Source organism: Streptomyces lydicamycinicus (genome assembly GCF_000829715.2).
Lineage (GTDB): Bacteria > Actinomycetota > Actinomycetes > Streptomycetales > Streptomycetaceae > Streptomyces > Streptomyces lydicamycinicus.
On the sequence record NZ_BBNO01000007.1, the window covers coordinates 693,901 to 717,606 of the forward strand.

The following is a 23,706-nucleotide window of genomic DNA, read 5'->3' on the forward strand; positions in this document are numbered from 1 at the left end:
CAGCGGGCGGACGGCGGATTCTCTCCCAAGAGCGTTTTCTGCGGGGGCGCAAAGGCGGCTCCGCGGCGGGCGACGCTTAACGCTCTTTCTGAGTAGATCATCCATCATTCGCAGAACGGCCGGTCTTCTACTCGGCCGTTCGGACCCGTTTCCCACATACTCGGGCCACGACGGCCGGGGCCAGCACGGAGAGGCGGGGGGAACGATGCTGGTGAACAACTTCAGCACCGAGATGGTGGCTGCGCAGGACCGATTCGAGCTGTGGGAGGAATTCGCCGTTCACTCGCATATGCGCAACTGGATCCGCAGCGACCACGAAGACGACTTCCGTGCGACGATGCGGGTGCTGAACATGGGGGACACACAGATATCCAAGATGACCTTCCCGAGTCTGGAGGTCGTGCGGACTCCGAAGCTCATACGGCAGCAAAGTGATCGGGAATTCTATCAAGTCAATTGTGTCCTCAGCGGTGCCGGTGACGTTTCCCAGGGGGAGCGGAATACGTCCATCCGGCAGGGGCAGCTGGTGCTCGTGGACAGTGGACTTCCGTTTCGTGGGCGGCTGCGCGGCGGGTCGGAGGACTATGCCGCGATGATCATTCAGCTGCCCCGGGAGCTGCTGCCACTGCCACGGAAAACCGTCCAGCGGGTGGCTGCTCGCCCGATATGCGGCGGCCGGGGAATGAGCGGGGTGCTCTGGCGCTGGCTCGCCGAAGTCCATGCCCGAGCCGATGAGTTCACTCCCGCCGATATCCCCACCCTGCGTTCGGTCACCGCGGATCTCCTCGCCGCGGCACTCGGCGGCTGCCTGGACGCCGAGGACACGATGACCCCGGAATCCCGGCGACGTGCCTTACAGGTGCAGATCCGCGACTTCATCCGCCGGAACCTCGGCGACCCCTCCCTCTCCCCGGCCACCATCGCCGCCGCCCACCGGATATCGGTCCGCTACGTACACCAGTTGTTCGCCGAGGAAGGCACCACGGCCGCGGCCTGGATCCGTGGCCGCCGCCTGGAGCGCTGCCGCCGCGACCTCGCCAACCCCCACCTCCAGCTGCGCCCCATCCACGCCATCGCCGCCCAGTGGGGCTTCATCGACTCCGCGCACTTCAGCCGCGCCTTCCGCACGGTGTACGGCATGCCGCCCCGCGACTACCGGCAGCACGCCCTCCGCGGCGCCGTGCGCGAATCGACAAGCGCTCTGCACGGATAGTCAACGAGTTCCGCCGCTCTTCTCGGCATCGTCGTGTCCGGGCACCGACGCAGTAGGTCCGAGATCTCAGCCGGGCGTACCGGGGCCGGTCCCGCACAGCCCTTCACGCTCCACGACCGGAGTCGTGGGCCGAGCAGAACTTGGAGCATTCATGTTCACAAGGACGGAAACACTGGGGAGCAGACTCCTCGAACGGATCCTGCCGAAGGTGGCAGCCGACGCGTCGAGCACTTCGTGCGACTACCAGTACCTGTGCGTACGAGGCACCAGCGGATGTAACGCGACCCGCCACACGTGGTGGAAGTACCGGCTGCGCTGCTCGGACGGCTCCACGGGCGACTGGATCTTCGGCTACTGCGACAACTGCAGGGACTGACCGCCCACATGCCGTGTTCCCGGGGCGGGCTGCCGCGCCCGCTCCGGGAGCGCTCCCCGGAGGGACACCATGGTCTACCTGATGACCGGTCTGAAGTGCCTGGTCGGTGTGGTCTTCCTGCTCGCACTGTGCGGGAAGACGGTGGTCCGCGGTGGGTTCGGCGGCTTCGAGCGGTCTCTGCGCGATCTGCGGGTGGTGCCCCGGGCGTACCTGCGGACGGTTGCGGTGCTCGTCGTCGCCGGTGAAGCGGGCGTGGTACTGACCCTGGCGGTGCCCGGCCGGGTGACGGCTTTGGCGGGCTTCGGGCTGGCCACTGCCATGCTGCTGGTCTTCACCGCCGGTATCGCGCGCGGGCTGCGACACGGAGCCCGGACCCCCTGCCGCTGCTTCGGCGCCTCCACGACTTCGCTGGGGCCACACCATCTCCTCCGCAACCTGCTGCTCACCGTGCTCGCCGTCCTGGGCGCGACCACCACAGCCGTCGCCGCGCCGGACGGCCACCCGGCCGGGGCACTTGTGGCGGCAGCGGCCGGCCTCGTCCTCGGCGCGCTCGTCGCCGCCCTCGACGAACTGCTCGCCCTGTTCCAGCCGATGACGCCGCAACGACGATGAATCCGGAGCCGCTATGCCCTTCCTGACCGCCGCGGTCGTACTCGTCGGAGCGCTCAGTGCGCTCAACCTGGTCCTCGTCCTGGGGATCATCAAACGGCTGCGGGAACACAGCGCGTTGCTGACCGGCCGCCGGGGCGCCCCGTCCGCGGACATCGAAGTCGGCACGCGGATCGCCGAGTTCGAGACCGTGACCGAGGCCGGTGAGCCCCTGACCCGGGCGTCACTGACCGAGGGCGGGGACCTGCTGGTGGCGTTTCTCTCGCCCGGCTGCGCCCCCTGCGTCGAAAAGCTGCCGGTGTTCGTGGCCCACGCGCGATCCCTGCCCGGCGGGCGCCGCCGTGTCCTGGCCGTCGTGGTCGGCGAGCCGGGGGAGGCCGCCGCGTTCGCCGCGCCGCTCGGCCCGGTCGCCCAAGTGGTGGTCGAGGAGCCCAACGGTGCGCTGAGCAGAGCCTTCGGCGTGCACTCCTATCCCACGCTGCTGCGCCTCGGCCCCGATGCCGAGGGCCGGCCGGTGGTCACCTCCAACGCCGTGGACCTGACGCGCCCGACGGCGATGGCCGTATGAAGTCCGTACCGAAGCCCACGCCATCCGGTCCCGTGCCGAGCACACCCCCGCAGTCCGCACCGGACGAGGCCGCTCCGCTCCGTCTGGCCCGGTCGGCCTGCACTCTGGTCGCGGTGGCGGCGCCCCTCCTGGTCACCGGCTACGCCGTCCTCACCCTGGCCGCCGGCGTGCTGCCCGTGGCGACGGCGTGGCTGACCAAGCTCGTCCTGGACGCCCTGGCCGACGCAGCGCCGCTCTCGCAGGTCGTCCGGCCCGCGGCGGGACTCGCGGCGGCCGGGGTCGCCCTGGTGCTGACGGGGGAGGCCGCCCAGTACCTGCGGGCGCAGCTGGGCCGTGAGGTCGCCGTCGCCGCGCAGGAACGCCTCTACCGGGCGGTGGACGGCTTCGTCGGTCTGCGCCGTCTCGAAGACCCCGCGTTCCTGGACCGGCTGCGGCTCGCCCAGCAGTCCGGCGGTGCCGCACCGGGCCAGGTGCTCGACGCGGTCCTCACCGTCGCCGGATCCGTCTTCACCGTCACCGGCTTCCTCGGTTCGCTGTTCGTCCTCAGCCCGCTGATGACCCTCCTGGTCGCGGCCGCCTCGGTGCCGGTGCTGGCCGCCGAGCTGTGGCTGTCGCGGCTGCGGGCACGCCTGGCGTGGGACCTGGGCCCCGTGGAGCGCCGCGAGTTCTTCTACAGCACGCTGCTGTCGCGGATGGAAGCGGCGAAAGAGGTGCGGCTGTTCGGCACCGGCGCCTTTCTGCGCGGACGTATGGTCGCCGACCGCCGGGCCGTGAACGCGGCACGCCGCGGCCTCGATCTGCGGGAGGCACGGGTACAGACCGCACTCGGACTGCTCGCGGCTCTGGTCTCCGGGGGCGGCCTGCTGTGGGCGGTGGCGGCGGCCAGGGCCGGCCGGCTCTCCGTCGGCGACGTCACGATCTTCGTCGCCGCCATCGTCGGGGTGCAGAGCGCGCTCGCCTCGCTCGCCACCGCCTTCGCCCGGACCCATCAGGCGCTGCTGCTCTTCGGCCACTACAGCGCCGTGGTCGAGGCCGGCCCGGACCTGCCCGTATCGCGGGAGCCCCGGACGCTCCCACCACTACGGCACGGCATCGAGCTCAAAGACGTGTGGTTCCGCTACTCGGACGACCACCCGTGGGTGCTGCGTGGCATCGATCTGTTCCTCCCGCACGGCACCTCGCTCGCCCTCGTCGGCCTCAACGGCGCCGGAAAATCGACCCTGATCAAGCTCCTGTGCCGCTTCTACGACCCGACGCGGGGAGCCGTGCTGTGGGACGGCGTCGACCTCCGCGACACCGACCCGGCCGAACTCCGCAGCCGCCTCGGCGCGGTTTTCCAGGACTACATGAACTACGACATGACCGCGACCGAGAACATCGCGCTCGGCGACATCTCCGCGCGGCCCGACCACGCGCGGGTCGCCGCGGCGGCGGCCCGGGCGGGAATCGCCCCCCAACTGGCCGCCCTGCCACACGGATACGACACCCTGCTGTCCCGGATCTTCTTCGCCGGAACGGACCGGGACGACCCCGAAACGGGCGTCGTCCTCTCCGGAGGGCAGTGGCAACGGCTCGCCCTGGCCCGCGCCTTCCTGCGGGACCGCCGGGACCTGATGATTCTGGACGAACCGTCGTCGGGCCTGGACGCCGAGGCCGAGACCGAGATCCACTCCTCGCTGAAGCGCCACCGCAGCGGACGCACCAGCCTGTTGATCTCGCACCGGCTGGGCGCGGTGCGGGAAGCGGACACGATCGCCGTGCTGCGCGAGGGCCGCATCGCGGAGCTCGGCAGCCATGACGCCCTGATGGCAGCCGGGGGTGAGTACGCCCGGCTGTTCGCGCTCCAGGCCGCCGGCTATCGCGACACCGCCCCGGCCCATGACGGACGGCAGCCATGAGGCCCGCGACGGCTGCCGCCCTGCTCGGCCTCGCCGCAATGGTGCCCGCGGGCGCCGTCCTGCTGGGCCACCGCCTCGTGGTCGTGACCGTACGGGGCATGAGCATGGCCCCTGCCTACCTGGACGGCGACCGGGTGCTCGTCCGCCGCACCGCCCGCCTCACCCGAGGTCAGGTGCTCGTCGTGGAACGGCCCGCCCTCCGCACCCGGTGGCCGGGCGGACCGCTGCCCGCCACCGCCGGAGCCAGGACGGTGGGCCGGCGCCAGTGGCTGATCAAGCGGGTGGCGGCACTCCCCGGCGACCCGGTACCGGAGGCCATGCTGTCCACGTGGCCCCCCGGCCTCCCCGGGCCACCACCCCGGGTGCCGGACGACAGTCTGGTGCTGCTCGGTGACAACCCTCAACACAGCGTGGATTCACGGAACTTCGGGTTCTACCCCGTCGAGCGTGTGCTGGGGACGGTGGTCCGGCCGCTGCGGCCGGGATCGGGCCCGGCGGCCGGGTGAGGCTTCCGGTGGCCGGGACGGGGGCGGGGCCGGGGCGCCCAGGGCCTGTCCGGCGGATCTTGTGAGGGACGCCGCCTCCTGGCCCTGCTGATCACTCCGGGGCAGTGGGGCGATGCCCCACAGCTCATCGCGTCATGGAACGCATCCGCACTCTGGCTCCGCCCATGATCCGCCGCTCAGAACCTGGCGGTGAGGCGCTCGAAAACCGGTGGAGCAGTGCCGCTGTGTGCCAATACCGTGCTGCCGAGCCAAGTCGTCAAAGCAAGGACGTGCCGTTGTACACCCTGTGAGACCTCCCGAGTGCTGATCTGTCGCGCGTCGCGCCTGTGCGCCGCGCTGCTTTTTGCTGCGGACTTCTCACTGAAACCGGTGTACTTCTGTGCTCAACGACTGGGTGGTCATGCCCACCTGCCTGCCTGCCGTTCTCCGCCGCTGCCCCGCGTGCGCGTCCAACCGCTTCCGGCCGAACGGCAAATTCCGCGTCAACGCGAACCACAAGCTCCTCGACGCCTGGCTCCTCGTGCTCTGCACCCTTTGCGGGGACACGGCAAAGCTCACGGATTCACGCTCAAGCGCTGAGCCCTCCTCGGTACCAGGGGCCTGTCCGGCAAGATCCGCCGGACAGGCCCTAGGTGTATTGCCCCGGAGCGTTGTTCACTCGGCTGATGGCTGGTTGGCCTGCGAGTGCGGTGTGGCTGCGGTGGTGGTTGTAGGTGTGGAGGAAGTCTGGCAGGGCTTGGGTTCGCTGGTCGGTCTGAAGCGGCCGGGCCCGACCCGATCGGCCGACATCTGTCCGGGATCTCCAGCCCGTCGCGGCCAGGCATCGGGCCCGGCGGTGTGGCGGCCCCTCGACCACCGCCCGCTTCGAGGTCCGTAACCGCCCTCGCCGGACCATCCGAGGATTGACATGCCTCCGGGCCGCCTCGAAGATCGGCGCAGGGCCCAAGGGCGGCAACAGTGCCGCTCTCCGCACCGGACGGAACCGTCCGCCGGGAAGCGGGAAACGGGAAGCGGGAAGCGGGGAGCACGGGCAGGCGCCGACCCCTCACGTCCGAAAGGAGCCCGGTCCATGTCCGTACCTCGTTCCGCCGAACCTCAAGTCCTCGCGCTGCTACGCGAGTTGGGTGCCGAGACCATCGCGCATCCCGGGGGCACCCTCCTCGCGCACCTTCGCCGCGTACAGGAACAGCTCGCCGCCTGGGGCGCCCGCCCCGCCTTGCGACTGGCGGGCCTGTGCCACGCGTTCTACGGCACCGACGGCTTTCCCACGTCCCTCCTGCCACTCGACCGGCGCGCGGAGCTGGCGGCGGTGATCGGCGCCGAGGCCGAGGCGCTGGTGTACTTCTACGCCGCGTGCGACCGGCGGTCCTCCTACCCCACACTCGCGGATGCCGACGCCGCTTTCCGGGACCGTTTCACCGGCCGCACCTTCACACCGGACCTCGGGCAGCGACGGGACTTCGCCGAGCTGTCGGCAGCGAACGAACTCGATATCGCCCGTATCGACCCCGCCTTCCGGGAAACCTCCGGCGCCGGTCTGCTCACCCTGTTCACCCGCCTCCGTCCGCTCCTGAGCCGGTCGGCCTGGACGGACTGCCATACGGTGCTCACCCCGGCCGCCCCCACCTCGTAGACATCCACCCCCGCCGCACGCTGCTCCGACGGCGACGGCGACGGCGACGGCAAGCCACCGGAGCAGGGGCAGGGCGGCAAAAGGCCAGGCCGGGGCCCGACGGGCGCGCCGGTGTGGCACTATTTCGGCCGCGGTGCACAAGCGGCGGAGAGCCGGCGCCGCTCGCGCCGGGTCCATGCAGCAGGAGAGCCGGCGCGGACGAGAGCCGTGTCGGACGGGGGAACCGGATGTTTGCGATATCGCTGAGTGATGACGGTGCCGAGCTGCGGCCGCTGGAGCCGTGGCATGCCGGGGAGTACCTCGCGCACATGGACCGGGGCCGTGAGTACATCGGCCGGTATGTCGCACTGCCGGACCACACCACCGACCTCGCAACCGCCACGGCGTTCCTTCAGATGTACGCGGACAAGGCGGCTGCCGACAGTGGTCGTCTCTACGGCATCTGGAGTGACGGCGTGCTCGTCGGCGGTGTCCTGTTCCGGACGTTCGACGTCACCTCCGGCACCTGCGAGGTCGGCTGCTGGCTGGAGGAGTCGGCGGTCGGGCGCGGTCTGATCACCCGCGCGATCCGGGTACTCATCGACTGGGCCGTCGAGCAGCGCGGGATCCACCGTGTGGAGTGGATCGCGTCCTCGGCCAACACCCCCAGCCTCAAGGTCGCCCAGCGGCTCGGCATGGTGCGCGAAGGAGTACAGCGGGAGAGCTATCCGCACCGCGGCGTACGCCACGACATGGAGGTCTGGTCGGTCCTGGCTCCCGAGTGGCGCCGCCGGCGGGAAACCACCGGCTGACCGTGGCAGGGGCGGGTTCCGAGGGTTGACCCGCGACTTGAGGGTTGTCCGCCCCCTGGGCCCGGCACCGTAGGCCGGATCCGACCGAAGTCTCCGGGCTCAGTTCAATGGAACGCTGGAAGTCATGAGCGTCGACAACAGCGAACTCCCAGGTCCGCGGCCTGCTTTGGAGGCCCCGAAACCCCTGTCCCGCCCCGCTGGCGCGAGCTGCTCGGCCCGGCGCATCGTGGCGCCGCGATCGTGCTGGCCGCCGGCGTGCTCGTCGGCGCGGTCAATATCTATCTGGCGTCGAGCATGCTGCCCACCGCGGTGGCCGAGATCGGCGGTGAGAGTTTCTATGCGTGGAACATGACGCTCTATCTCGTCGCCATGGTGATCGCGACGATGCTCGTCAGCCGGTTCCTCGCACGATGGGGGAACGCCGGTGCCTACCTCATCGGGTTCGCCCTGTTCATGGTGGGCTCACTGGCTTGTGCGGCGAGTCCGACGATGCCGGTGTTGCTGGTGGGCCGCTGCTTCCAGGGCCTCGGCGCCGGGTTGTTGTCCGGGCTGGGGTTCGCCGTCATCCGCTCGGCCCTGCCGCGTCGGCTCTGGACCCGTGGCAATGCGCTGATGTCGGCGATGTACGGCGTCGGGAACTTCGCCGGTCCCGCGCTCGGTGGCCTGTGCGCCCAATTCGGCTCGTGGCGCCTGGCGTTCGTCCTGATGGCGGGGATCGCGGCGGTGTGCGGCGCGGCGGTGCCCCGCGTGCTGCCCCGCGGGGAACGCAGCGATGCGGCGTCCCCCGTACCGGCCACCTCGCTGGCGCTGGCCGTGGCCGCCACCGTGGCCGTCAGTGTGGCCGGAATCCTGCACGACACCATGGCGAGGGCAGCCGGCATCGCGATGGCGCTGCTGCTGGTCGTCGGGTTCGTCGCCCATGAGCGGCGCAGCGCGCGACGGGTCTTCCCCGCCGCGACGTACCGGGCGGGTTCCACGCTGAAGTGGGTCTATCTGACGCTCGGGCTGCTGTCCTTCGGCGTCGCCGTCGAGTCGTTCGTCCCGCTGTTCGGCCAACGCCTCGCCGGGCTGCCCCCACTCGCGGCCGGCTTCTTCGGGGCGGCGGTCTCCCTCGGCTGGTCGCTCACCCAGATCGCCGGCTCATCGGCGGTCCGGGAGCGCACCGTACGTCAACTGCGCACCACCGGGCCGGTGTTGCTCGCCCTCGGCTTCCTCGTCCAGGGGCTGCTCCAGCGCGAGCACGCGTCGATCTGGTGGGTGATCATCTGGGCGCCGGTGTTGTGCGTCGCCGGATCGGGCATCGGGCTCGCCTACCCGCACCTGTCCGTGGCCGCGATGTCGGCCGCCACTGACCCGGAGGAGGGACGGCAGGCGGCCGCCGCGATCGCCCCGTGACGACGATGTCCACCGCGTTCGGCACGGCGGTCGCGGGTGCCCTGGTCAGCCTGGGCGGCCCGTCGATACTCGGCTCGGCACGATGGCTGCTCTTCGGCTTCGCCGTCCTCTGCGCCATCGGCATCGTCACCGCGCGCGCCGCGGATCGGACGAGCCGCCCCAGGCGGTCAGCGGCGGCCGAGGACAGCTCGGCGGTCACCCAAGACTCGTGATGAGGGGGTGAGGCGGGGGCAGGGCCCGGCATGACAACAACGTCTGCTCGTGCGGGCGGGGGGGGAGGAAGCCGGGTGATCGGAGCGGCGCTGACCGGAACCGCCGCCGTCCTCAGCGGGCGATCCGTACCGCAATACCGTCAAGCGTCGTTCCCCGGCGAGCGGCGCCGACGGCGGTAAATGTGCAATATGCCTGCGCCCGTCGTCCTGCTGCGTCATCATGTGGCCAGCGCGCGCCGGGACCTCGGATCGGCCACGTACAGGTGACGCGCATCAGTTAAGCGTCCCAACGGGCGCTACACAGGGGGAATTTCAATGAGGACCGTACAGCGAACACTGCTTTCCGGAGCGCTGACCGGCGTGCTGGCACTGACCATGGGAGCGGGCACCGCCGGTGCCTCGACACCGGCCGGGCCGGGGCCCGACACCGCGACCGGCGCCACCACCGTACGCACGATGGACGCCCGCAGCGGTGACGTGATCACCTGCAAGATCACCACGCATCTCCCGCACTACTCCCACCACGCGCACGCCGACAACCGGCACATGGTGAACGTCACCGCCGACATCAAGTGCAGCAAGTCGGTGGCGCAGTTGGCCCTCCGTGTCGGCCTGTACAAGAACGGAACGCTGTACAAGCAGAGCGGCGCCAAGGTCAACCGCGGACGGAACAAGGTGAGCCAGAACGCCGCGCGGCGCTGCATCAAGCGGCAGAACTACACCGGCTACTCCGTCGGCGTGGTCACCTTCCCGCCCGGCTACACCCCGCACACCAAGCAGGTGAAGCACACCAGCGCGACGGTCCGGATCAACGCCTGCAAGAAGCGCTGACCCCGCCGTCCGGGCAGGCGTCCGGGCGTGCAGGAGAGGTGTTCGACGACCGGCTCAACCGAGCCGGTCGTCGAGCGCTACCGGAACCACCTCGATGGCCGGTTCGCCCGCCAGCCGCTCGGCCAGGCGGGCGGACCCACCGATGTAGGTGGAGTCGAGATCCACATCCGTGGCGACGCACCAGGCCCGGTCCTGTGGCCACCACAGATTCGGCGACTGCGGAAAGAAGACCCCCGCACTCCGGTCTCCCGTGGCCAGCGCCGCCTCGATCGGCCCCTCGTACAGCGCGTAGGCACGTCCGCTCAACTGCACCATCGGCCCGCCGGCGTCGGACCAGCCCCACCCTTCCCAGAGCCCGAAGAGGCACTGCCGCGGGGTGTCGGTTTCCGCTGCCAGCACCGAGCACAAGGCCGCCAGCACATGCGGGGGCAGCGAACCCTGCCACGGCGGCTCGTCACCCGGGCCGGCCACGTCCTCGAAGCGCGCCAGGGGGTGCAGGTCGCGCCCCGACCGCTGGGCCACCTCCGCCCACCGCTCGAACCGGCCGTCCGACGGCTCGCTGGGATGCAGCAGCCGTACGTACGCTTCGAACCCGGCCGGCAGCAGGGCATGGACACCACTGTCGAACCCGCCGACGCTCTCCTCGATCCAGCGGGCGGACGACACGTCCTCGACCCGGTGCGGCGGCTCCACCTCGTCCGGCGACCACGTCATGGCTTCGGTTCCCCCTCATTTGCGGTCTGGCTCCCAGTATGAACCGTGCACGCGGTCAGCGGCGGCCGGCCGCCGCAAGCCGTCCGGAACGGAAGCACTCGTGCCGACGCCGCCGACCGGCGATGACCGGTCGGCGGCGTCGGACGGACGGAGCGTCAGGCGGCCTGTTGCAGCTGCTGTAGTGAGGCCACCAGCTTGTCCACCTCCTCGGATGTGTTGTAAAGCGCGAGTGAGGCACGGGCCGCGCTCGCCAGGCCGTAGTGGGCCAGCGCCGGCTGGGCGCAGTGGTGTCCGGCCCGGATGGCGATCCCGTCCCGGTCCAGCCAGGCGGCGATCTCCGACGGGTCGTGGCCGGCCAGGGTGAAGGTCAGTACGGCGATACGGTCGGGCGCGGAGCCCAGCAACTCAAGTCCCGGGACCGTCGCCAGGGCTTGTTGTGCGTACGCCATCAGCGAGGTCTCGTAGGCGGCGATGGCGTCGCGGTCGAAGGAGGTCAGCCAGTTCAGGGCGGCCAGCAGACCGACCACGCCGGAGATGTGACCGGTGCCGGCCTCCAGCAGATGAGGGACGGGGGCATAGGTGGTACGGGTGAAGTCGACCGACTCGATCATGTTGCCGCCGCCCTGCCACGGCGCCATGTCCCGCAGGATCTCCGGTTTCACATACAGCGCGCCGATGCCCGTGGGGGCGTACAGCTTGTGGCCGGAGAACACATAGAAGTCGGCGTCCAGGTCCTGCACATCGACGGGGAAGTGTGCCACCGCCTGAGCCCCGTCCACCAGGACCTTGGCCCCGTAGCGGTGGGCGAGAGCGGTCATCTCGCGTACCGGCGGGACGGTGCCGAGCACATTCGACGCCTGGCTGAGCGCGACGAGCTGGGTGCGCATGGACAGCAGATCGTCGTACGCGGTGAGGTCGATCTGCCCGTCCGGTTGCAGTGGTACGGGTACCACCCGGGCCCGGGTCTGCTGGGCGATCAACTGCCAGGGGACGATATTCGAATGGTGTTCCAGCACCGGCACCAGGATGTCGTCCCCGGGACCGAGGTTGGCCCTGCCCCAGGTCTGGGCGACGAGATTGATGGCCTCGGTGGTGCCGCGTACGAAGACGATGTCCTCCGGTGACGGCGCCCCCAGGAACTGGGCGACCGCCGACCGGCCCGCCTCGTACGCCTCTGTGGCCTCGCGGGCCATGGTGTGCGCACCGCGGTGGATATTGGAGTTGGCGGATCCGTAGAAGCCGGCCAGTGCCTCGATCACCTGGCGTGGCTTCTGTGTGGTGGCCCCGTTGTCCAGCCAGACCAGCGGGTGTCCGTTCATGGTCCGGTGCAGGATCGGGACATCGCGTCGGGCCAACTCCGGTGAGAAGGCGGCCGTTTGACCGGGGAGCCCGGTGAACTGTGCGGGGTGGGCGGCCGGGACGGCCGGTTCCGTGACCGGGACCGTGGCCGGATCGGGCGACAACAGACCGTCGCCGAGGAGGTTCGGAGTCGGCGCCCCGGGCCACAGACCCCGGACGACGTCAGGAGTAGTCATAGTAGTTGGAGACCTCGACGTTCTGGAGCACCGCGACGGCGTCCTCCACCAGCACCGCCGTGTTGAAGTACGCCGTCATCAGGTACGACGTGATGCCCTTCTGGTCGACGCCCATGTTCCGCATCGACAGACCGGGCTCCACCTCGTCCTCCACCTTCGCGGGACGCAGACCCACCACGCCCTGCTCGGCCTCGCCCACCCGCATCAGCAGGATCTCGGTGGTACCGACACCCGCATTGCCGGAGAACCGCACCTTGTCGGAGGGGAGCAGCGGGACACCGCGCCAGCTCAGCAGCGGACTGCCGAACCGGTTGTCGATGACCGGGGGCACACCCCGACGCGTACACTCCCGGCCGAACGCGGCGATGGCCCTCGGGTGCGCGAGGAAGTAGCCGGGCTGCTTCCAGACCCGGGTCAGCAGCTCGTCCAGATCGTCGGGGGTCGGGGAACCGGTGCGGGCCTGGACCCGCTGCCCGGGAGCCACATTGTTGAAGAGACCGAACTCCGGGTGGTTGAGCAGCGAGGCCTCCTGCCGCTCGCGCAGGGCGTGCGCGGTGAGGTTGGACTGGGCCCGGATCTGGTCGATGGGCCCGTTGTAGAGGTCGGAAACCCTGGTGTGCACGCGCAACACGGTCTGGGCGAGGCTCATGTGGTACTCGCGGGGCGTGTCTTCGTAGTCGACGAATGTCGCGGGAAGGTCGGGTTCGCCGATGTGCCCGGAACTGAGATCGACCGGCACCTCGGCGCCCGGCAGCATGCCGTCCGCCGAGAGGTAGGCATCCATCGCTCCCCGCACTGCGGTGTCGCGTTCACACAGCCCTTCCAGCACACTGCGCTCGACACACAGCGCCACACCGGGGGTGAGCGCGCGGACGCGGTACGGCAGGGGCTCGGAGCGGGTCCAGGCGTCGAGGTCGAAGAACTGGCCGTCGCCGATCACTTCGAGCACGGCATCCTCGCCGTAGCGGCCGCTCACCCGCTTCTCGGCGCGGCCCTGGGCGATTACCCACAGCTTGTCGTGGGCATCGCCGTCCTGCGCCAGCATCTGTCCGGCCTCGAAGCTGACTTCCGTGAAGGAGCCCGCGAGTTCGGAGAGCAGGGCGTCGTCGGCATCCCGCAGATACGGCAACTCCCGCAGGTCGCCGGGGATGACGCGGGGCGAACCACCGTCGTTGTGGATGCTGATGCGATCGTCGCCGAGGACGTAGGTCCGGCGGCGGTTGACGCGGAAGACACCGGCTTCCACATCCACCCATGGCAGGGCCCGCAGGAGATAGCGCGGGGTGATGCCGCGCATCTGCGGGCTGGTCTTGGTCGTGGTCGCGAGTTGCCGTGCTGCATCCGGGCTGAGACTAGTCTGGTCGTTCATCAGGACCTCCTCGCCTACGGGCATGCCGCTCGGCCGGCACTCGGCCGACCGGCACGCGGGAGTCTGAATCGTCTGGTCGAAGCCCACCGCTCGCAACCAGTTGTCCGCCGGCGCGCGGCCGGAAATGCTCGCTGCGCCGCAGACGCAACCCCGAATACCTGCGCGATTACCTGCCGTTCCAGCGCCGCTACCTTGCGTAGTAATGTCGCGGAGGCGCGTGAGAGGGCACCCGGATCTCTCGTGTGACATCACCTGAAGCCTGATTTACGACGGGATTTACCCTCATAACGGTGCTTTGTATTTCCTAAAGGCAGGCTTATGACGCTGTCTCATGACGCGCGGATGCCTCAACTCCGTGAGGAGGCATGGCTGTTGCACACGGTGGGGGAGAGGCGGCCGGGCGGGCGGTGCACCGCCCTCACACCAGCCCGGTCTGCGACTTGCTGAACATCACGCCCTCGGAATAGAAGAACACCGCGCTGCTGCCGTCGGCGCCGTAGCACGTCCAGGTGGTCGGGTAGTCATCGGCGCGCTCGGAAGCGCTGTTCTGCCGGCACGTGTTGGTGTAGGCGAACAGGGCTTTCTCGCTGCTGCCGGCCTTGATCTTCTTGTATTCGGCGAGACTCAGCGGGTCGCTGGTGTCGACGCCGCCCTTGTAGGCGCAGGCGATCACGAAGAGACCGAGGAGGCAGCCGCCGGCTATCGCGCTCTTTTTCACGGGTGGGGTCGTCCTTTGGTGGGTGGTGGGGCGGGTGGATCGGTGTGGGGTGGGCCCAAGGGGTGTGCCCCCGAGGGGGAGTTGGTGATGGTCCGGCTTCGGTGGCCGGCGTCTGCGCGTGGGGAGTCAGCTCACCGTGCTACCGCCGATGCGTTGGTTTCCCGTGGCGGTGCTCCTCCGGTCCGGTGCTCATGTGGCTCGCCGCGCAGGAACCGTTCCAGGATGAGGAGCAGGGTGGGCAGTTGCCCGGCCGGGTCGAAGGACGGCTCGGTGGCCGCGCTGGTGTACATCGAGGCGACGAGGGCCATGACCCATGAGGCGGCGTGGCCCGGATCGAGGTCGGGGTCGATCCGACCGGCCGCGGCGGCCTTGGTAAGCAGTTCCGTGATCACGGTGTGCTCGTCGGTGTTGTCCTGGCTCAGGAGTTCCGCGAGCTCGGGGTCGCGGTGCGCCTGAAGCATGGCCTCCATCACCAGTGGCGGTGCCAGGGGTTCCGCGGCGGGTGCGGCCAGGAAGCGTACGACATCCAGGAGGGCGGCCCATGGGTCGGCGCCGGCCTTCGCCGCGGCCAACCGCTCCGCCTTCTCGTCCTTGTCGTCCTGGAGGAGGGCGATGAAGATCGCGCGCTTGTTGGGGAAGTAGTGGAACACATTCCCCGAACTCATCCCGGCGGCCTTGCAGATCTGCGCCGTCGTGGTGCGCTCGAAACCCTGCGTGGCGAACAGCTCGCACGCCGCGTTCACGATGTGCTGACGCCGCGCTGCATGTTTCGCCGGATCGATCGTCCTCATGGCATCACCTTATGACTGGCCGCTTCAGCTGACGGACGGCTCCTTCGCCGTTCGCCAATAATAGATCGCGCGCTCGGTTTATGATTCGTGTCCGCTCCTGCACCGCACCGCGTCGGCTTCCGTCGGCCGCGGCGACGCAGACTGCTTCAAGGGGGACACCACCCATGGATGAGCTGCTCCCGCAGCGCCACCGGACGGACAAGGTCAGGGTGCTGACCCAACCGGCCTGGATGACGGTGCTTGTTTATGTCGTCCTCATGCTGCTGGGAGCCGGGGCCGGCTGGCTGGTCAAGATCCTGGCGGAGTGGCTGGTGACGTTGCCCTGGGCGCCGATGCAAGGGCCGGCCAAACTCCTGGCCTCGGTTCCGGAGCCCTGGCTCACCGTTGGCCTGCTCTCCGCCGGGACGGTCCTGGGGCTGATCGTGGGCCTCATCGCCCAGCACGAGGAGCTCTCCGTCGTCGTATCGGCCGAGCGGATCACCTTTACCCGGAAGAAGAAGGACCAGGAGTTCGCGCGCGACCGTGTCGTCCAGGCGTTCCTGGACGGCAGACAACTCGTGCTGCTTGGCGACGACGAGGGTGAACTCGCCCGGGAGACCTGTGATCTGGACGCCCAGCGTGTCGCCGATGCCTTCAGGGCGCACGGCTACGCCTGGGTGGACGAGGACCCCTACAAGGACGACTTCCGGCGCTGGGTGCCGGACATGCCGGGACTGTCACAGGAAGCCAACGCGCTGCTCAAGGCCCGCGCACGGCTCCTCGAAAAGAAGAGCTCCGCCGAGGATCTCCGGGAGCTGCGCGAGGAGTTGGCCAGGCTGGGGGTTGTCGTGCGGGACGAAAGGCGGCGTCAGCACTGGAGGTTGATTCGGGGGCGGGGGTGAGGTGGTGGGGCTGAGTGGCCGGGCTGAGGTGACTTCGGTCCCCTACTGGTTGATCACCCGTCTCACCAGCGGTTTTTCGTCCTCTGCTCGGTCCCTCGCGGAGTCCGTCGGCAGCAACCCTGACGGTGGGTCAGGGGTGTTCGCCCCGGAGTATGACCACTGACGCGACCACGGTCTGACTACTTCCGCCGTCCCCGCCGCTAATTTCGACTCATGGCACCCGAGACGAGGTGCGGGAGACGGGGGAGCGAAGTGAGCGAAGAAGCGCAGCGGCGACAGGTGTGGCGTGATCGGCGGAGTCGTACGGGGGCGGTGCTCGGTGCGGTCATGGCTGCTGTGGCGCTGAGTGTGAGCACGGGCAGTCCGGTGCACGCCATGTCCGGGGGCACGCCGTTGCCGCAGCGCGGCGCGGCCCCGTGGCTGGCGACCCTGGCGGTGAAGGGTGATGCCCCGCTGCTGCAACGCGCCTCGTGCGGTGGTGCGCTGATCGCTCCCGACCGAGTCCTGACCGCGGCCCACTGCCTCGACGGACAGGACACGCGGCGGGCGGAGGTGCACATCGGGTCCTCGGTCCTGTCGCAGGACCCCGGCACCGTACGCGACATCCGCAGCGTCACCGCCCACCCCCGGTACGAACTGCTGCCCTCCCCCGCGGACCCCGACAACGTCGCACTCTCCTCGGCGGCCGACGACATGGCGGAGATCCGCCTCAGCGCTCCGGTCCGAGGCGTCAAGCCGCTCCGCATCGCGCACCACCGGCCGCTTCCCGGCACCCCTGTGTCCCTCTTCAGTCACGGCACCACTGCCGCACCCGACCCCTCCCAGCCGGGGAAGGAGATCCGCGGTGATGTACTCCGCCGCGGCGACCTCACCGTCCGCACCCATGCGCAATGCGCCGCCCAGACGCCCGCCACAGTGGACGAGGTCTCGGTCTTCTGCGCCCGTGACATATCCGGCGGCGAGACGACCATGTGCTTCGGAGACAGTGGCAGCCCCCTCGTCATATGGGGACGTCGCGGCCCTGAACTGGTCGGCGTCTTCAGCTTCGCCGGCGAAACGGCCGGCAAGGTCTGCGGCCAGGCCGCTGACGCCGCGTTCGCCGACGTTCCGGCGCTCATGGCAGGGGTGACATCGGCATAGGTGTGTTGTTCGGGAAATGAGTGTGCAGCGAAGGATGCTGCTCAGGAGGGGGGATTCGGCTGATCTGCTGCCCGCGGCGTCGGCAGCTCGCTACGGTGACGGGCATGGATTCCAGTGACGTGCCTGGTGCCGATGAGTGGCCGCTGCCTCCTTCATGGATGTGGAGCTGCCAGGAGTGCACCGAGCTGTACAAGGCGATGAAGCACGCGCCCGAGGTGGTGAATGCCGCACGGGAGGAAGGGGAGCCGGGGGTGGACTACGACCCCCTCGACACGGTGGTGTCCACTCAGATCCGGCTCGCCCGGCACATCGCCACCCACCATGCTCCGGACGTTCCCGACATCGATCCGTCCTGCGACAGGTGCACGTCCGACGAGAGCCGGCAGATGCCGGAAGTCCTCGTCCTGGAACACCGCGCCCGGCACGTCTTTGCCCCGCCGAGCATCGCCGGTCTGTTGTAGCGCTCGCAGTGTCTGACCAAGGCGTGGTCGTGGTCATCGGCGCCACCTGAAGGGCGCAGTCCGAGGGGGCACCGCGACGACCGGCTGGGTGCGCCGCCCCAACGGGCGGGGCGCCGGTGCTTCGGCTCACCGAGAGTTACAGCGCTACGATCACGGCGTAAGCGATGAAGAATGCCGCACAGAGCACGACGAGGATGCCGAGGGCGATGGCGGGGCCCTTGGCCCAGCCGCGCGTCTGCTTGTCGCGGGGACCGGTTTCGGCCCCTGTGCTGCCCTCGCCCGCGGGCGTTTCCTCGGGCGGCACCCCGTCACCGGGCCCGAGGCCTGGTGCGTTGCGTGGATCCGGTTCCGGATATTGAGTACCCATACTGGAAGCTTGCCCGATATCGACCGGATTCATCGATGGGTGGCGGCGCGGGTTGGGCCATGCGGATGCGGGTTACTGCTCTCTCTGCGGATGCGCTGCTTAGGTGCTAGGGGCGGGCGGGGCAGCCTTCCGCGCACGCGCCCGCGCCCGCCTCGCAGGGGGAACGTCACGGAAAGGGTGCTCGGCGAAGGGGCGCGCTGTCCAGGGGTGTCGCCCGGCGGGGCGGCGGGGCCCAGCCGAAGGGGGCGACGCCCCGCGGTGCCGCCTGGCGCCCGGCGATGCCGCCCGGTGCCTCGCGTTGCGGCGGGGCGCCCCATCGAAGGGCCACGGGGGCCGCCGAGGCGGCAGGACCCCAGCGAGGGATCACGGCTCCCCGCACAGCGGCACAAACGCTCACCGATGGGGGTCGGCGCTCACCAACAGGAAGCGCTGCTCACCGACGGGATGCGGCGCGCACCAAGGGCGAACGGTGCTCACCGACGGGATGCGGCGCGCACCAAGGGCGAACGGTGCTCACCGACGGGAAGCGGGGTCCACCAGGGGCGAACGACGCCCACCAGAGGGGCGCACGGCGCTCACCGAAGGGGAACCGTGGCGGTGATGCGGAAGCCGCCGGATTCCAGTGGTCCGGCCTCGAAGGTGCCGCCGAGGACGGTTACCCGTTCGCCCAGGCCCACCAGACCGTGGCCTCCGCTCGGCAGCAGGGTGGGTACCGGTCCGTCCGGGGCCTCGTTCTCCACGATCACTCGCACCGTGTCCTTCTGATACCGCACCTCCACCCGGGCGGCCACCTTGCCCGCGTGCTTGCGGGCATTGGTCAGCCCTTCCTGGATCACCCGGTACAGGGTGGGCTGGACCGTGGAGTCCGCGGCCGGCGGTTCGCCGATGACGTCGAAGGCGATGCGCATCCCGGCGGCCCGCGACTCCTCCACGAGGGTCGCGATGTCGTCCGGTGTCGGCTGCGGGGAGAGCGGAACCTGCTGGTCCCCGTCGTCCAGGCGCAGCACCCCGAGTACCTGCCGCAGCTCGTTCAGCGCCTGCCGGCCCATGTCCCCGATCAGACGGCCGGTGTCCGAGGCCACCCCGGTGCCGCCGGCCCCCGCCTCCAGCGCCCCGGCGTGGACCACCATCAGGCTCACCCGGTGGGAGACCACATCGTGCATTTCCCGGGCGATGCGGGTGCGCTCCTCCATCCGGGCCTGCGATGCCAGGAGGTGCTGCTCCCGTTCCAGCCGGTCCGCCCGGTCCTGGAGGGTCACCATCAGACTCCGCTTGGCCCCCCGGTACATGCCGAACAGCACCGGCACGACCACGGAGGGCACCACGAGAAAGATCGAATAGGGCACGAACGCCTCGGCCTTGAAATGCGTGGCGATCATGGTCCACACGACGAGAACCACGGCCGCCGCGCCGGAGCCGAGGAGGAGATTGCGCCGCGACGCCCCGTACTTCGCCAGCGCGTAGAGACTGACGGGGAGGATGCTGAAGGACGGCAGTACGAGCGGGATGAGGAGCACCGAGGCCGCGGCGAGCGCGTCCGGATACCGCCGCCGCCAGATCAGCGCCACTCCCTGCACCGTCACGAGCATGACGACCACCGGAGCCGGCAGCAGCAGTGGATCGTTCTCCGAGCCGTTGAGGCCGCTGACCAGCGCGATCGGATTCGCCAGCGGGAAGAACAGCACGAGCAGGATGTCGAACAGCATCGCGCTCCGGTGCTCCCACCACCAGGGCTGCCGCGGAGTTCTCGGGTAGAGGCCGGCCAGGACGGGCAGCACCACCGCGATCAGACCGGCGAAGACGAGGAGCATCGTCTCCTGAGCGAAGGCCGTCCCGTGACGTGGGGCGTACTGCCGCAGATGCAATGCGGCGATGCCCAGAATGAGCAACAAGCCCGTCGGCGCGGCGATGAACACCGTACGCAGCCGCGGGGTGTGCCGGGCCAGCGAGTAGTACGCCACCATCGTGGCCAGGACGGAGCCGGTCCCCAGGAGGAGACCGCCGGTGATGACCGCGGCGACCGCCACAGGGAATCGGCGCCGCAGCACCAGCAGCAGAGCGGCCACGACCGTGCACCACATCGCCCAGCTCTGGGGCAGCAGGCTCTGTATGTGTCCCTCGGGGAAGGCAGTGCGGAACTGCGCGTCGAACGGCGCACAGGCCATGGCTATCAGCACGTCCAGGGCGATCGCGCCCCACGGCCGCCACCACCGGGGAAGCGCAGGAAGCCGGAAGAGCGGGCCCGGAGCGGGCGGCGCCCGGTCCGGCAGGGGGGCGGGCGCGGCGGCGGGGCCGGCAACCTTGGCGGACATATCGGCGACCAAACGGACGTGCGGACAATTCCCGGTATGTTACGTCGCCCCCGCCCGGTCCGGACCCTCCGGCGAGGGTCTTTGTGCAGGCCCGGGAACAGCTCAGTACGCCGAAGTGCCCGGGCACGCGGCTCGCTGGCGGCGGGAAGCGGACCTCCAACCGGGCTCGGAGGGAGACCCGCCGCTGACGCCCGCCGCTGCCTCCACTGCCCGCCGACGCCCGCCGCTGCCCGGCGGTGCCGCGTCGCGGGCTGCGGACCCTGTGCGCCCCATGCCGGATGCCCACGACAGCCGGGGCGAGGCATAGCGCACACCGCCGGGCGCTGGGAACACGACGAGCTGTCGTGACCTGCTGCCCCCGGCGGGCGCGGGGGAGAGGGTGCCTTTGGTCGGCGTCCCGCCCCGTGCTCCGTACGCTCCCCTCCAACGGGGGCTCACAGCACTCGCGTTGGGGCAAACCCCGCGGCCGGCACCGGCCCCCCTCCCGGCCTATTGCGGCCTGAAGGAACGGATTTGGTAGTTGCCCTGCAAGTTGCCGCCCGCGTGGGAGGGCGTGGAGCCGACGCGTGCGTGGTAGTTGGTCTGCGTGTAGTACTGCACACGGTGTCCGGTGTTGTTCCATACGGAGCGCACGTTCTGGCCCCGCTGGATGAAGGAACAGTTGTCGGCCGTGTTCGCCTTGCTGGGTTGTGACCACTGGCAGCGGGTGCCGCCACCGTTCCAGTCGCTGTAGATGCAGAAGTACCCGGAGGAGCAGTTGAAGGCGGCCAGGCCGGCCGGTGCCGTGGGGGCCGCGGTGGCGAGGGGCGCGGCAGCGAAGGCGGTGGCCAGGGCGGCTGCGGTGATGGCGAGCGAGTGAAGACGACGCATGGCGAAGGTCCTTTTCGTGGTGAGGGTGGGAACGTCACGCCGCGGTGGACCGGCTGGGAAAGGATCGCGTCGGGGCGGGAGAGCCACGGCTGGTGGGTGGCGTGGGAGGGTCGGCCCGCGAAGGGCGCCGGGCGGCCTGACGAAGCACCAGTATGGTCCGGGCCCGCGGCCGTCCTCAGGGCATTTCGCGCCGGACCACCAGCTGTTGGAGCGCGGCAGCGTATGTACCGGGCGTACGCGGCGCGCCGCGCTCCGACGCCTCGCGGCACAACGTCCGACACCGCCTTCGCAACGGGACCGGCATGCGCAACCGGCACCGGCCGGGCACCCGTTCCCGTTCTCCGGTCTTCGCAGCTGCCTGACGGAACGCACGCACGGCTGAGACGATCCGGGACGTGTTTGCCTGGATGTACCGCACCCCGCGGTGGGTGGTGACAGTGGTGTGCGCCATCGCGGCCGTTCTGCTCCTGGTGGGCGCCGTCGCGCATGTCACCGACCTGCTCCGCCACGGACTTCAGGTCTATGACTGGGCTCCGAGGTGGCTCAACTTGTACTGGTCCTCGCTGGCGCTCCTCGACCCGCTCGCGGCTGCTCTGTTGATCAGCGGCAAGCGTCACGGGGCAGACCTCGCTTGCGCCATCATGACGACCGACCTCGCCGCCAATGCGTACGCGGCCTACGGCATCCAGCACAGCAGCCTCGCCGCGGAACCCGGGCTCCAACGGCTGCTCGCCTTCGCCGTGCTCGTCCTGGGAACGGCCCCCTTCGTCCGACGGCATCTCACCAATTAGGCGCTGGCGCTCCGAACTTCGGCCGGAGAAGGCAAAGAAGGTGGAGGAGGCGGAGGAGCTCAAAACAAGTAGTGCGGATGATCTTCCGTTGAGTAGGGTGAACCCTCGGATACCGGGCAACCGTCCGCGCGCTGCGCTCGAGACTCCGCGCTTGGTCGTGTGGCGCCTGCCACGCGCGAAATGTCCCTGCGGTGCGGACGGTGCGCAGGACGACGGCCCCTTCCTCGGCCGCGAGGCGGCCTGCGGCGCCGGGAAGTGGTGCGGTGTGTGCGGGCGGACACTCGGCGGCAAGAAAGTGAGTAAGAACAAGATGCAACCGACCTTCGTACTGGTTCATGGAGCCTTCTCGAACTCCTTCTGCTTCGCGCCGCTCCAGGCCGAACTCGGCCTCCTCGGACACCGTTCGGTCGCCGTCGACCTGCCCGGCCACGGATTCGGGGCCACCTACTCGCGCGCCTATCAGGCGCCGCAGGATCTCGAAGGGCTCGCCGCCGTGCCCGGCGCGATCAAGGGCGTCACGCTCGCCGACAACGTCGCGCACCTGATCGGAGTCCTGGAGCGGGCCAAGGAGAACGGGCCGGTGATCCTCGTCTCCCACAGCCGTGGCGGCATCACGGCCACCGCGGCGGCCAACGCAAGGCCGGACCTGATCGACCGCATCGTCTATGTCTCGGCATGGTGCCCGGTCGATCTCGACGTCAACGACTACTACGCCGAGCCGGAGATGGCCACGGTCGACGCCGGTTCCCTGGCGATGGCGCTGGCCGGGAACCCGGCCGAACTCGGCCTGCTGCGCATCAACTTCCGCACCGCGGACCCGGCCGCCCTCGCGGCGTTCAAGGAGGTCCTCCTCACCGACGGCACCGACGAGGAGTTCCTGACCTTCCTGAACACCTTTCAGCCCGACGAGAACCTGGACGTCGGCACCTCCGCCGACCGGGCGCAGGCCGCGACCTGGGGCCGCATCCCGAAGACCTTCGTGCGTCTGGCCGAGGACGCGACCCTGCCGCTCGCCCTACAGGACCGGCTGATCCGCGAGGGCGACGCGCTGACGCCGGACAACCCGTACGACGTCCGCACCCTGGAGGGAAGCCACCTGAAGTGGCTGATCGACCCGGCACCGGCGGCCCGCGTCCTGGGTGAACTCGCCGAACCCTGGCGCGCCGGGGACGAGCGCCAGGTGTGACCCCCGCGTCCATCGGTGGTAGCAGCTGATCCTGTACGGAGCAGGTCGGCCCCGGCCGAGTGCCCCATGGCCGACCTGCGAGGACGCACTGCGAGCCGGGTGACGACGCGGCACGGCGCCGGCCGGGCGGCGTTTGTCGCCAGGGGCGTGGTGCGGTTTGCGAGGCGGGTGTGGCGCGGGGCACCCTTGCGGCATGTCATACGTAAGGCTTGAGGCCTGGATCGGTGGAGAGTGGCTGGAGGTCGACGCGGTGAGCGTCACCGTGATGGACTCCGCACTGACCCTCTCCTTTGAGCATCAGCGGACCGAGTCCGGGTACCGGAGCCTGATCTGGGAGCCCCTGGAGAAATTCCTCAGGGAGTACCGTGACGAGCCGCTCGTCGTCGTACCGCTGGGCCGCAACCTGCCGGTGATGTTCGGTCCCGGCGCGGCGGGGCCGTTCCGGCTGGCGGAGATGCGGGACGCGTGACCTGGCCTTACGGCCCGATACGGCCACGGTGACGCCGAGGCCGGGCATCGACCGCCCGCCGGCCCGCCGG

At 69.9% G+C, this 23,706-nt stretch carries 24 protein-coding genes and 3 pseudogenes; 18 read left to right on the top strand and 9 right to left on the bottom strand.

Features of this window, described 5'->3' with window-relative positions; all coding sequences use genetic code 11:
• The first annotated feature begins 205 nt into the window (after positions 1-205).
• From TU31_RS25560 to TU31_RS37080, 7 genes and pseudogenes are all read left to right on the top strand, one after another.
• Positions 206-1,213, top strand: coding sequence for an AraC-like ligand-binding domain-containing protein (locus tag TU31_RS25560; RefSeq protein WP_042158580.1), 1,008 nt, complete (start codon positions 206-208; stop codon positions 1,211-1,213).
• Positions 1,214-1,670: 457 nt separating this feature from the next.
• Positions 1,671-2,201 (top strand): MauE/DoxX family redox-associated membrane protein, encoded by a 531-nt coding sequence (locus TU31_RS25565; RefSeq protein WP_158894649.1) that lies wholly within the window; start codon positions 1,671-1,673, stop codon positions 2,199-2,201.
• Positions 2,202-2,214: 13 nt separating this feature from the next.
• Complete coding sequence (locus tag TU31_RS25570; RefSeq protein WP_042158586.1) at positions 2,215-2,766, top strand: TlpA disulfide reductase family protein; 552 nt, start codon at positions 2,215-2,217, stop codon at positions 2,764-2,766.
• Between the two features lie 32 nt (positions 2,767-2,798).
• Positions 2,799-4,664 (top strand): ABC transporter ATP-binding protein, encoded by a 1,866-nt coding sequence (locus tag TU31_RS25575; protein WP_370682763.1) that lies wholly within the window; start codon positions 2,799-2,801, stop codon positions 4,662-4,664.
• Entirely contained in the window at positions 4,661-5,170 is a 510-nt protein-coding gene (locus tag TU31_RS25580) for a S26 family signal peptidase (RefSeq protein ID WP_042158589.1), read from the top strand. Before TU31_RS25575 ends, TU31_RS25580 begins: the two co-directional genes overlap by 4 nt.
• 21 nt (positions 5,171-5,191) lie before the next feature.
• A pseudogene (locus TU31_RS38130) lies at positions 5,192-5,331 on the top strand (IS5/IS1182 family transposase); the annotation flags it as partial.
• 218 nt (positions 5,332-5,549) lie between these two features.
• Positions 5,550-5,729 (top strand): annotated as a pseudogene (locus TU31_RS37080) (DUF1062 domain-containing protein); the annotation flags it as partial.
• 69 nt (positions 5,730-5,798) lie between these two features.
• On the opposite strand, the pseudogene TU31_RS39885 reads toward TU31_RS37080, so the two are convergent.
• Positions 5,799-5,915 (bottom strand): annotated as a pseudogene (locus TU31_RS39885) (IS481 family transposase); the annotation flags it as partial.
• A gap of 324 nt (positions 5,916-6,239) precedes the next feature.
• Here TU31_RS39885 and TU31_RS25590 point away from each other — a divergent pair.
• The 5 genes from TU31_RS25590 (at position 6,240) to TU31_RS25605 (ending at position 10,032) form a co-directional block, all read left to right on the top strand.
• Positions 6,240-6,803 carry a DUF6817 domain-containing protein gene (locus TU31_RS25590; RefSeq protein WP_042158594.1) on the top strand — a complete coding sequence of 188 codons (564 nt, stop codon included), beginning with the start codon at positions 6,240-6,242 and terminating at the stop codon, positions 6,801-6,803.
• Positions 6,804-7,030: 227 nt separating this feature from the next.
• Entirely contained in the window at positions 7,031-7,594 is a 564-nt protein-coding gene (locus tag TU31_RS25595; protein ID WP_042158596.1) for a GNAT family N-acetyltransferase, read from the top strand.
• Positions 7,595-7,834: 240 nt separating this feature from the next.
• The gene (locus tag TU31_RS25600) at positions 7,835-8,989 is read left to right on the top strand and encodes an MFS transporter (protein WP_219819216.1); all 1,155 of its coding nucleotides are present in this window, start codon (positions 7,835-7,837) and stop codon (positions 8,987-8,989) included.
• Complete coding sequence (locus tag TU31_RS39405; RefSeq protein ID WP_219819217.1) at positions 8,986-9,201, top strand: hypothetical protein; 216 nt, start codon at positions 8,986-8,988, stop codon at positions 9,199-9,201. Before TU31_RS25600 ends, TU31_RS39405 begins: the two co-directional genes overlap by 4 nt.
• Before the next feature lie 315 nt (positions 9,202-9,516).
• Positions 9,517-10,032 carry a hypothetical protein gene (locus TU31_RS25605; RefSeq protein WP_042158598.1) on the top strand — a complete coding sequence of 172 codons (516 nt, stop codon included), beginning with the start codon at positions 9,517-9,519 and terminating at the stop codon, positions 10,030-10,032.
• A 54-nt stretch (positions 10,033-10,086) separates the two neighbouring features.
• Here TU31_RS25605 and TU31_RS25610 read toward each other — a convergent pair whose 3' ends face one another.
• The 5 genes from TU31_RS25610 to TU31_RS25630 form a co-directional block, all read right to left on the bottom strand.
• Positions 10,087-10,746, bottom strand: a complete 660-nt coding sequence (locus TU31_RS25610; protein ID WP_042158601.1) for a hypothetical protein — start codon at positions 10,744-10,746, stop codon at positions 10,087-10,089.
• A 155-nt stretch (positions 10,747-10,901) separates the two neighbouring features.
• A complete protein-coding gene (locus tag TU31_RS25615) occupies positions 10,902-12,281 on the bottom strand; it encodes a cysteine desulfurase (RefSeq protein WP_042158603.1) in 1,380 nt (459 codons plus the stop codon).
• Positions 12,268-13,650, bottom strand: a complete 1,383-nt coding sequence (locus TU31_RS25620) for a family 2B encapsulin nanocompartment shell protein (protein WP_042158605.1) — start codon at positions 13,648-13,650, stop codon at positions 12,268-12,270. Before TU31_RS25620 ends, TU31_RS25615 begins: the two co-directional genes overlap by 14 nt.
• A 418-nt stretch (positions 13,651-14,068) precedes the next feature.
• Positions 14,069-14,368 carry a hypothetical protein gene (locus TU31_RS25625; protein WP_042158607.1) on the bottom strand — a complete coding sequence of 100 codons (300 nt, stop codon included), beginning with the start codon at positions 14,366-14,368 and terminating at the stop codon, positions 14,069-14,071.
• 131 nt (positions 14,369-14,499) lie between these two features.
• Complete coding sequence (locus tag TU31_RS25630; protein WP_042158609.1) at positions 14,500-15,159, bottom strand: TetR/AcrR family transcriptional regulator; 660 nt, start codon at positions 15,157-15,159, stop codon at positions 14,500-14,502.
• A gap of 164 nt (positions 15,160-15,323) precedes the next feature.
• Here TU31_RS25630 and TU31_RS25635 point away from each other — a divergent pair, with 164 nt between their 5' ends.
• The 3 genes from TU31_RS25635 (at position 15,324) to TU31_RS25645 (ending at position 17,641) form a co-directional block, all read left to right on the top strand.
• Positions 15,324-16,040: a YqeB family protein gene (locus tag TU31_RS25635; protein ID WP_042158611.1), complete on the top strand. Its 717-nt coding sequence runs from the start codon at positions 15,324-15,326 to the stop codon at positions 16,038-16,040.
• A 327-nt stretch (positions 16,041-16,367) separates the two neighbouring features.
• Positions 16,368-17,180: a S1 family peptidase gene (locus TU31_RS25640; RefSeq protein WP_042158945.1), complete on the top strand. Its 813-nt coding sequence runs from the start codon at positions 16,368-16,370 to the stop codon at positions 17,178-17,180.
• Between the two features lie 104 nt (positions 17,181-17,284).
• The gene (locus TU31_RS25645; RefSeq protein ID WP_245698702.1) at positions 17,285-17,641 is read left to right on the top strand and encodes a hypothetical protein; all 357 of its coding nucleotides are present in this window, start codon (positions 17,285-17,287) and stop codon (positions 17,639-17,641) included.
• 136 nt (positions 17,642-17,777) lie between these two features.
• Here the strand turns inward: TU31_RS25645 and TU31_RS25650 are convergent, their stop codons facing one another.
• From TU31_RS25650 to TU31_RS25660, 3 genes are all read right to left on the bottom strand, one after another.
• The gene (locus TU31_RS25650) at positions 17,778-18,041 is read right to left on the bottom strand and encodes a DUF6480 family protein (protein ID WP_306304276.1); all 264 of its coding nucleotides are present in this window, start codon (positions 18,039-18,041) and stop codon (positions 17,778-17,780) included.
• Between the two features lie 542 nt (positions 18,042-18,583).
• Positions 18,584-20,320, bottom strand: coding sequence for a sensor histidine kinase (locus tag TU31_RS25655; protein WP_245698704.1), 1,737 nt, complete (start codon positions 20,318-20,320; stop codon positions 18,584-18,586).
• Between the two features lie 489 nt (positions 20,321-20,809).
• A complete protein-coding gene (locus TU31_RS25660; RefSeq protein WP_042158619.1) occupies positions 20,810-21,190 on the bottom strand; it encodes a peptidase inhibitor family I36 protein in 381 nt (126 codons plus the stop codon).
• A 395-nt stretch (positions 21,191-21,585) separates the two neighbouring features.
• Between TU31_RS25660 and TU31_RS25665 the strand changes: the two genes are divergently transcribed.
• From TU31_RS25665 to TU31_RS25675, 3 genes are all read left to right on the top strand, one after another.
• Positions 21,586-21,981 (top strand): hypothetical protein, encoded by a 396-nt coding sequence (locus TU31_RS25665; protein ID WP_245698706.1) that lies wholly within the window; start codon positions 21,586-21,588, stop codon positions 21,979-21,981.
• A gap of 310 nt (positions 21,982-22,291) precedes the next feature.
• Complete coding sequence (locus tag TU31_RS25670) at positions 22,292-23,167, top strand: alpha/beta hydrolase (protein ID WP_042158948.1); 876 nt, start codon at positions 22,292-22,294, stop codon at positions 23,165-23,167.
• Positions 23,168-23,360: 193 nt separating this feature from the next.
• Positions 23,361-23,636, top strand: coding sequence for a hypothetical protein (locus TU31_RS25675; RefSeq protein ID WP_042158621.1), 276 nt, complete (start codon positions 23,361-23,363; stop codon positions 23,634-23,636).
• The last annotated feature ends 70 nt before the right edge of the window (positions 23,637-23,706 follow it).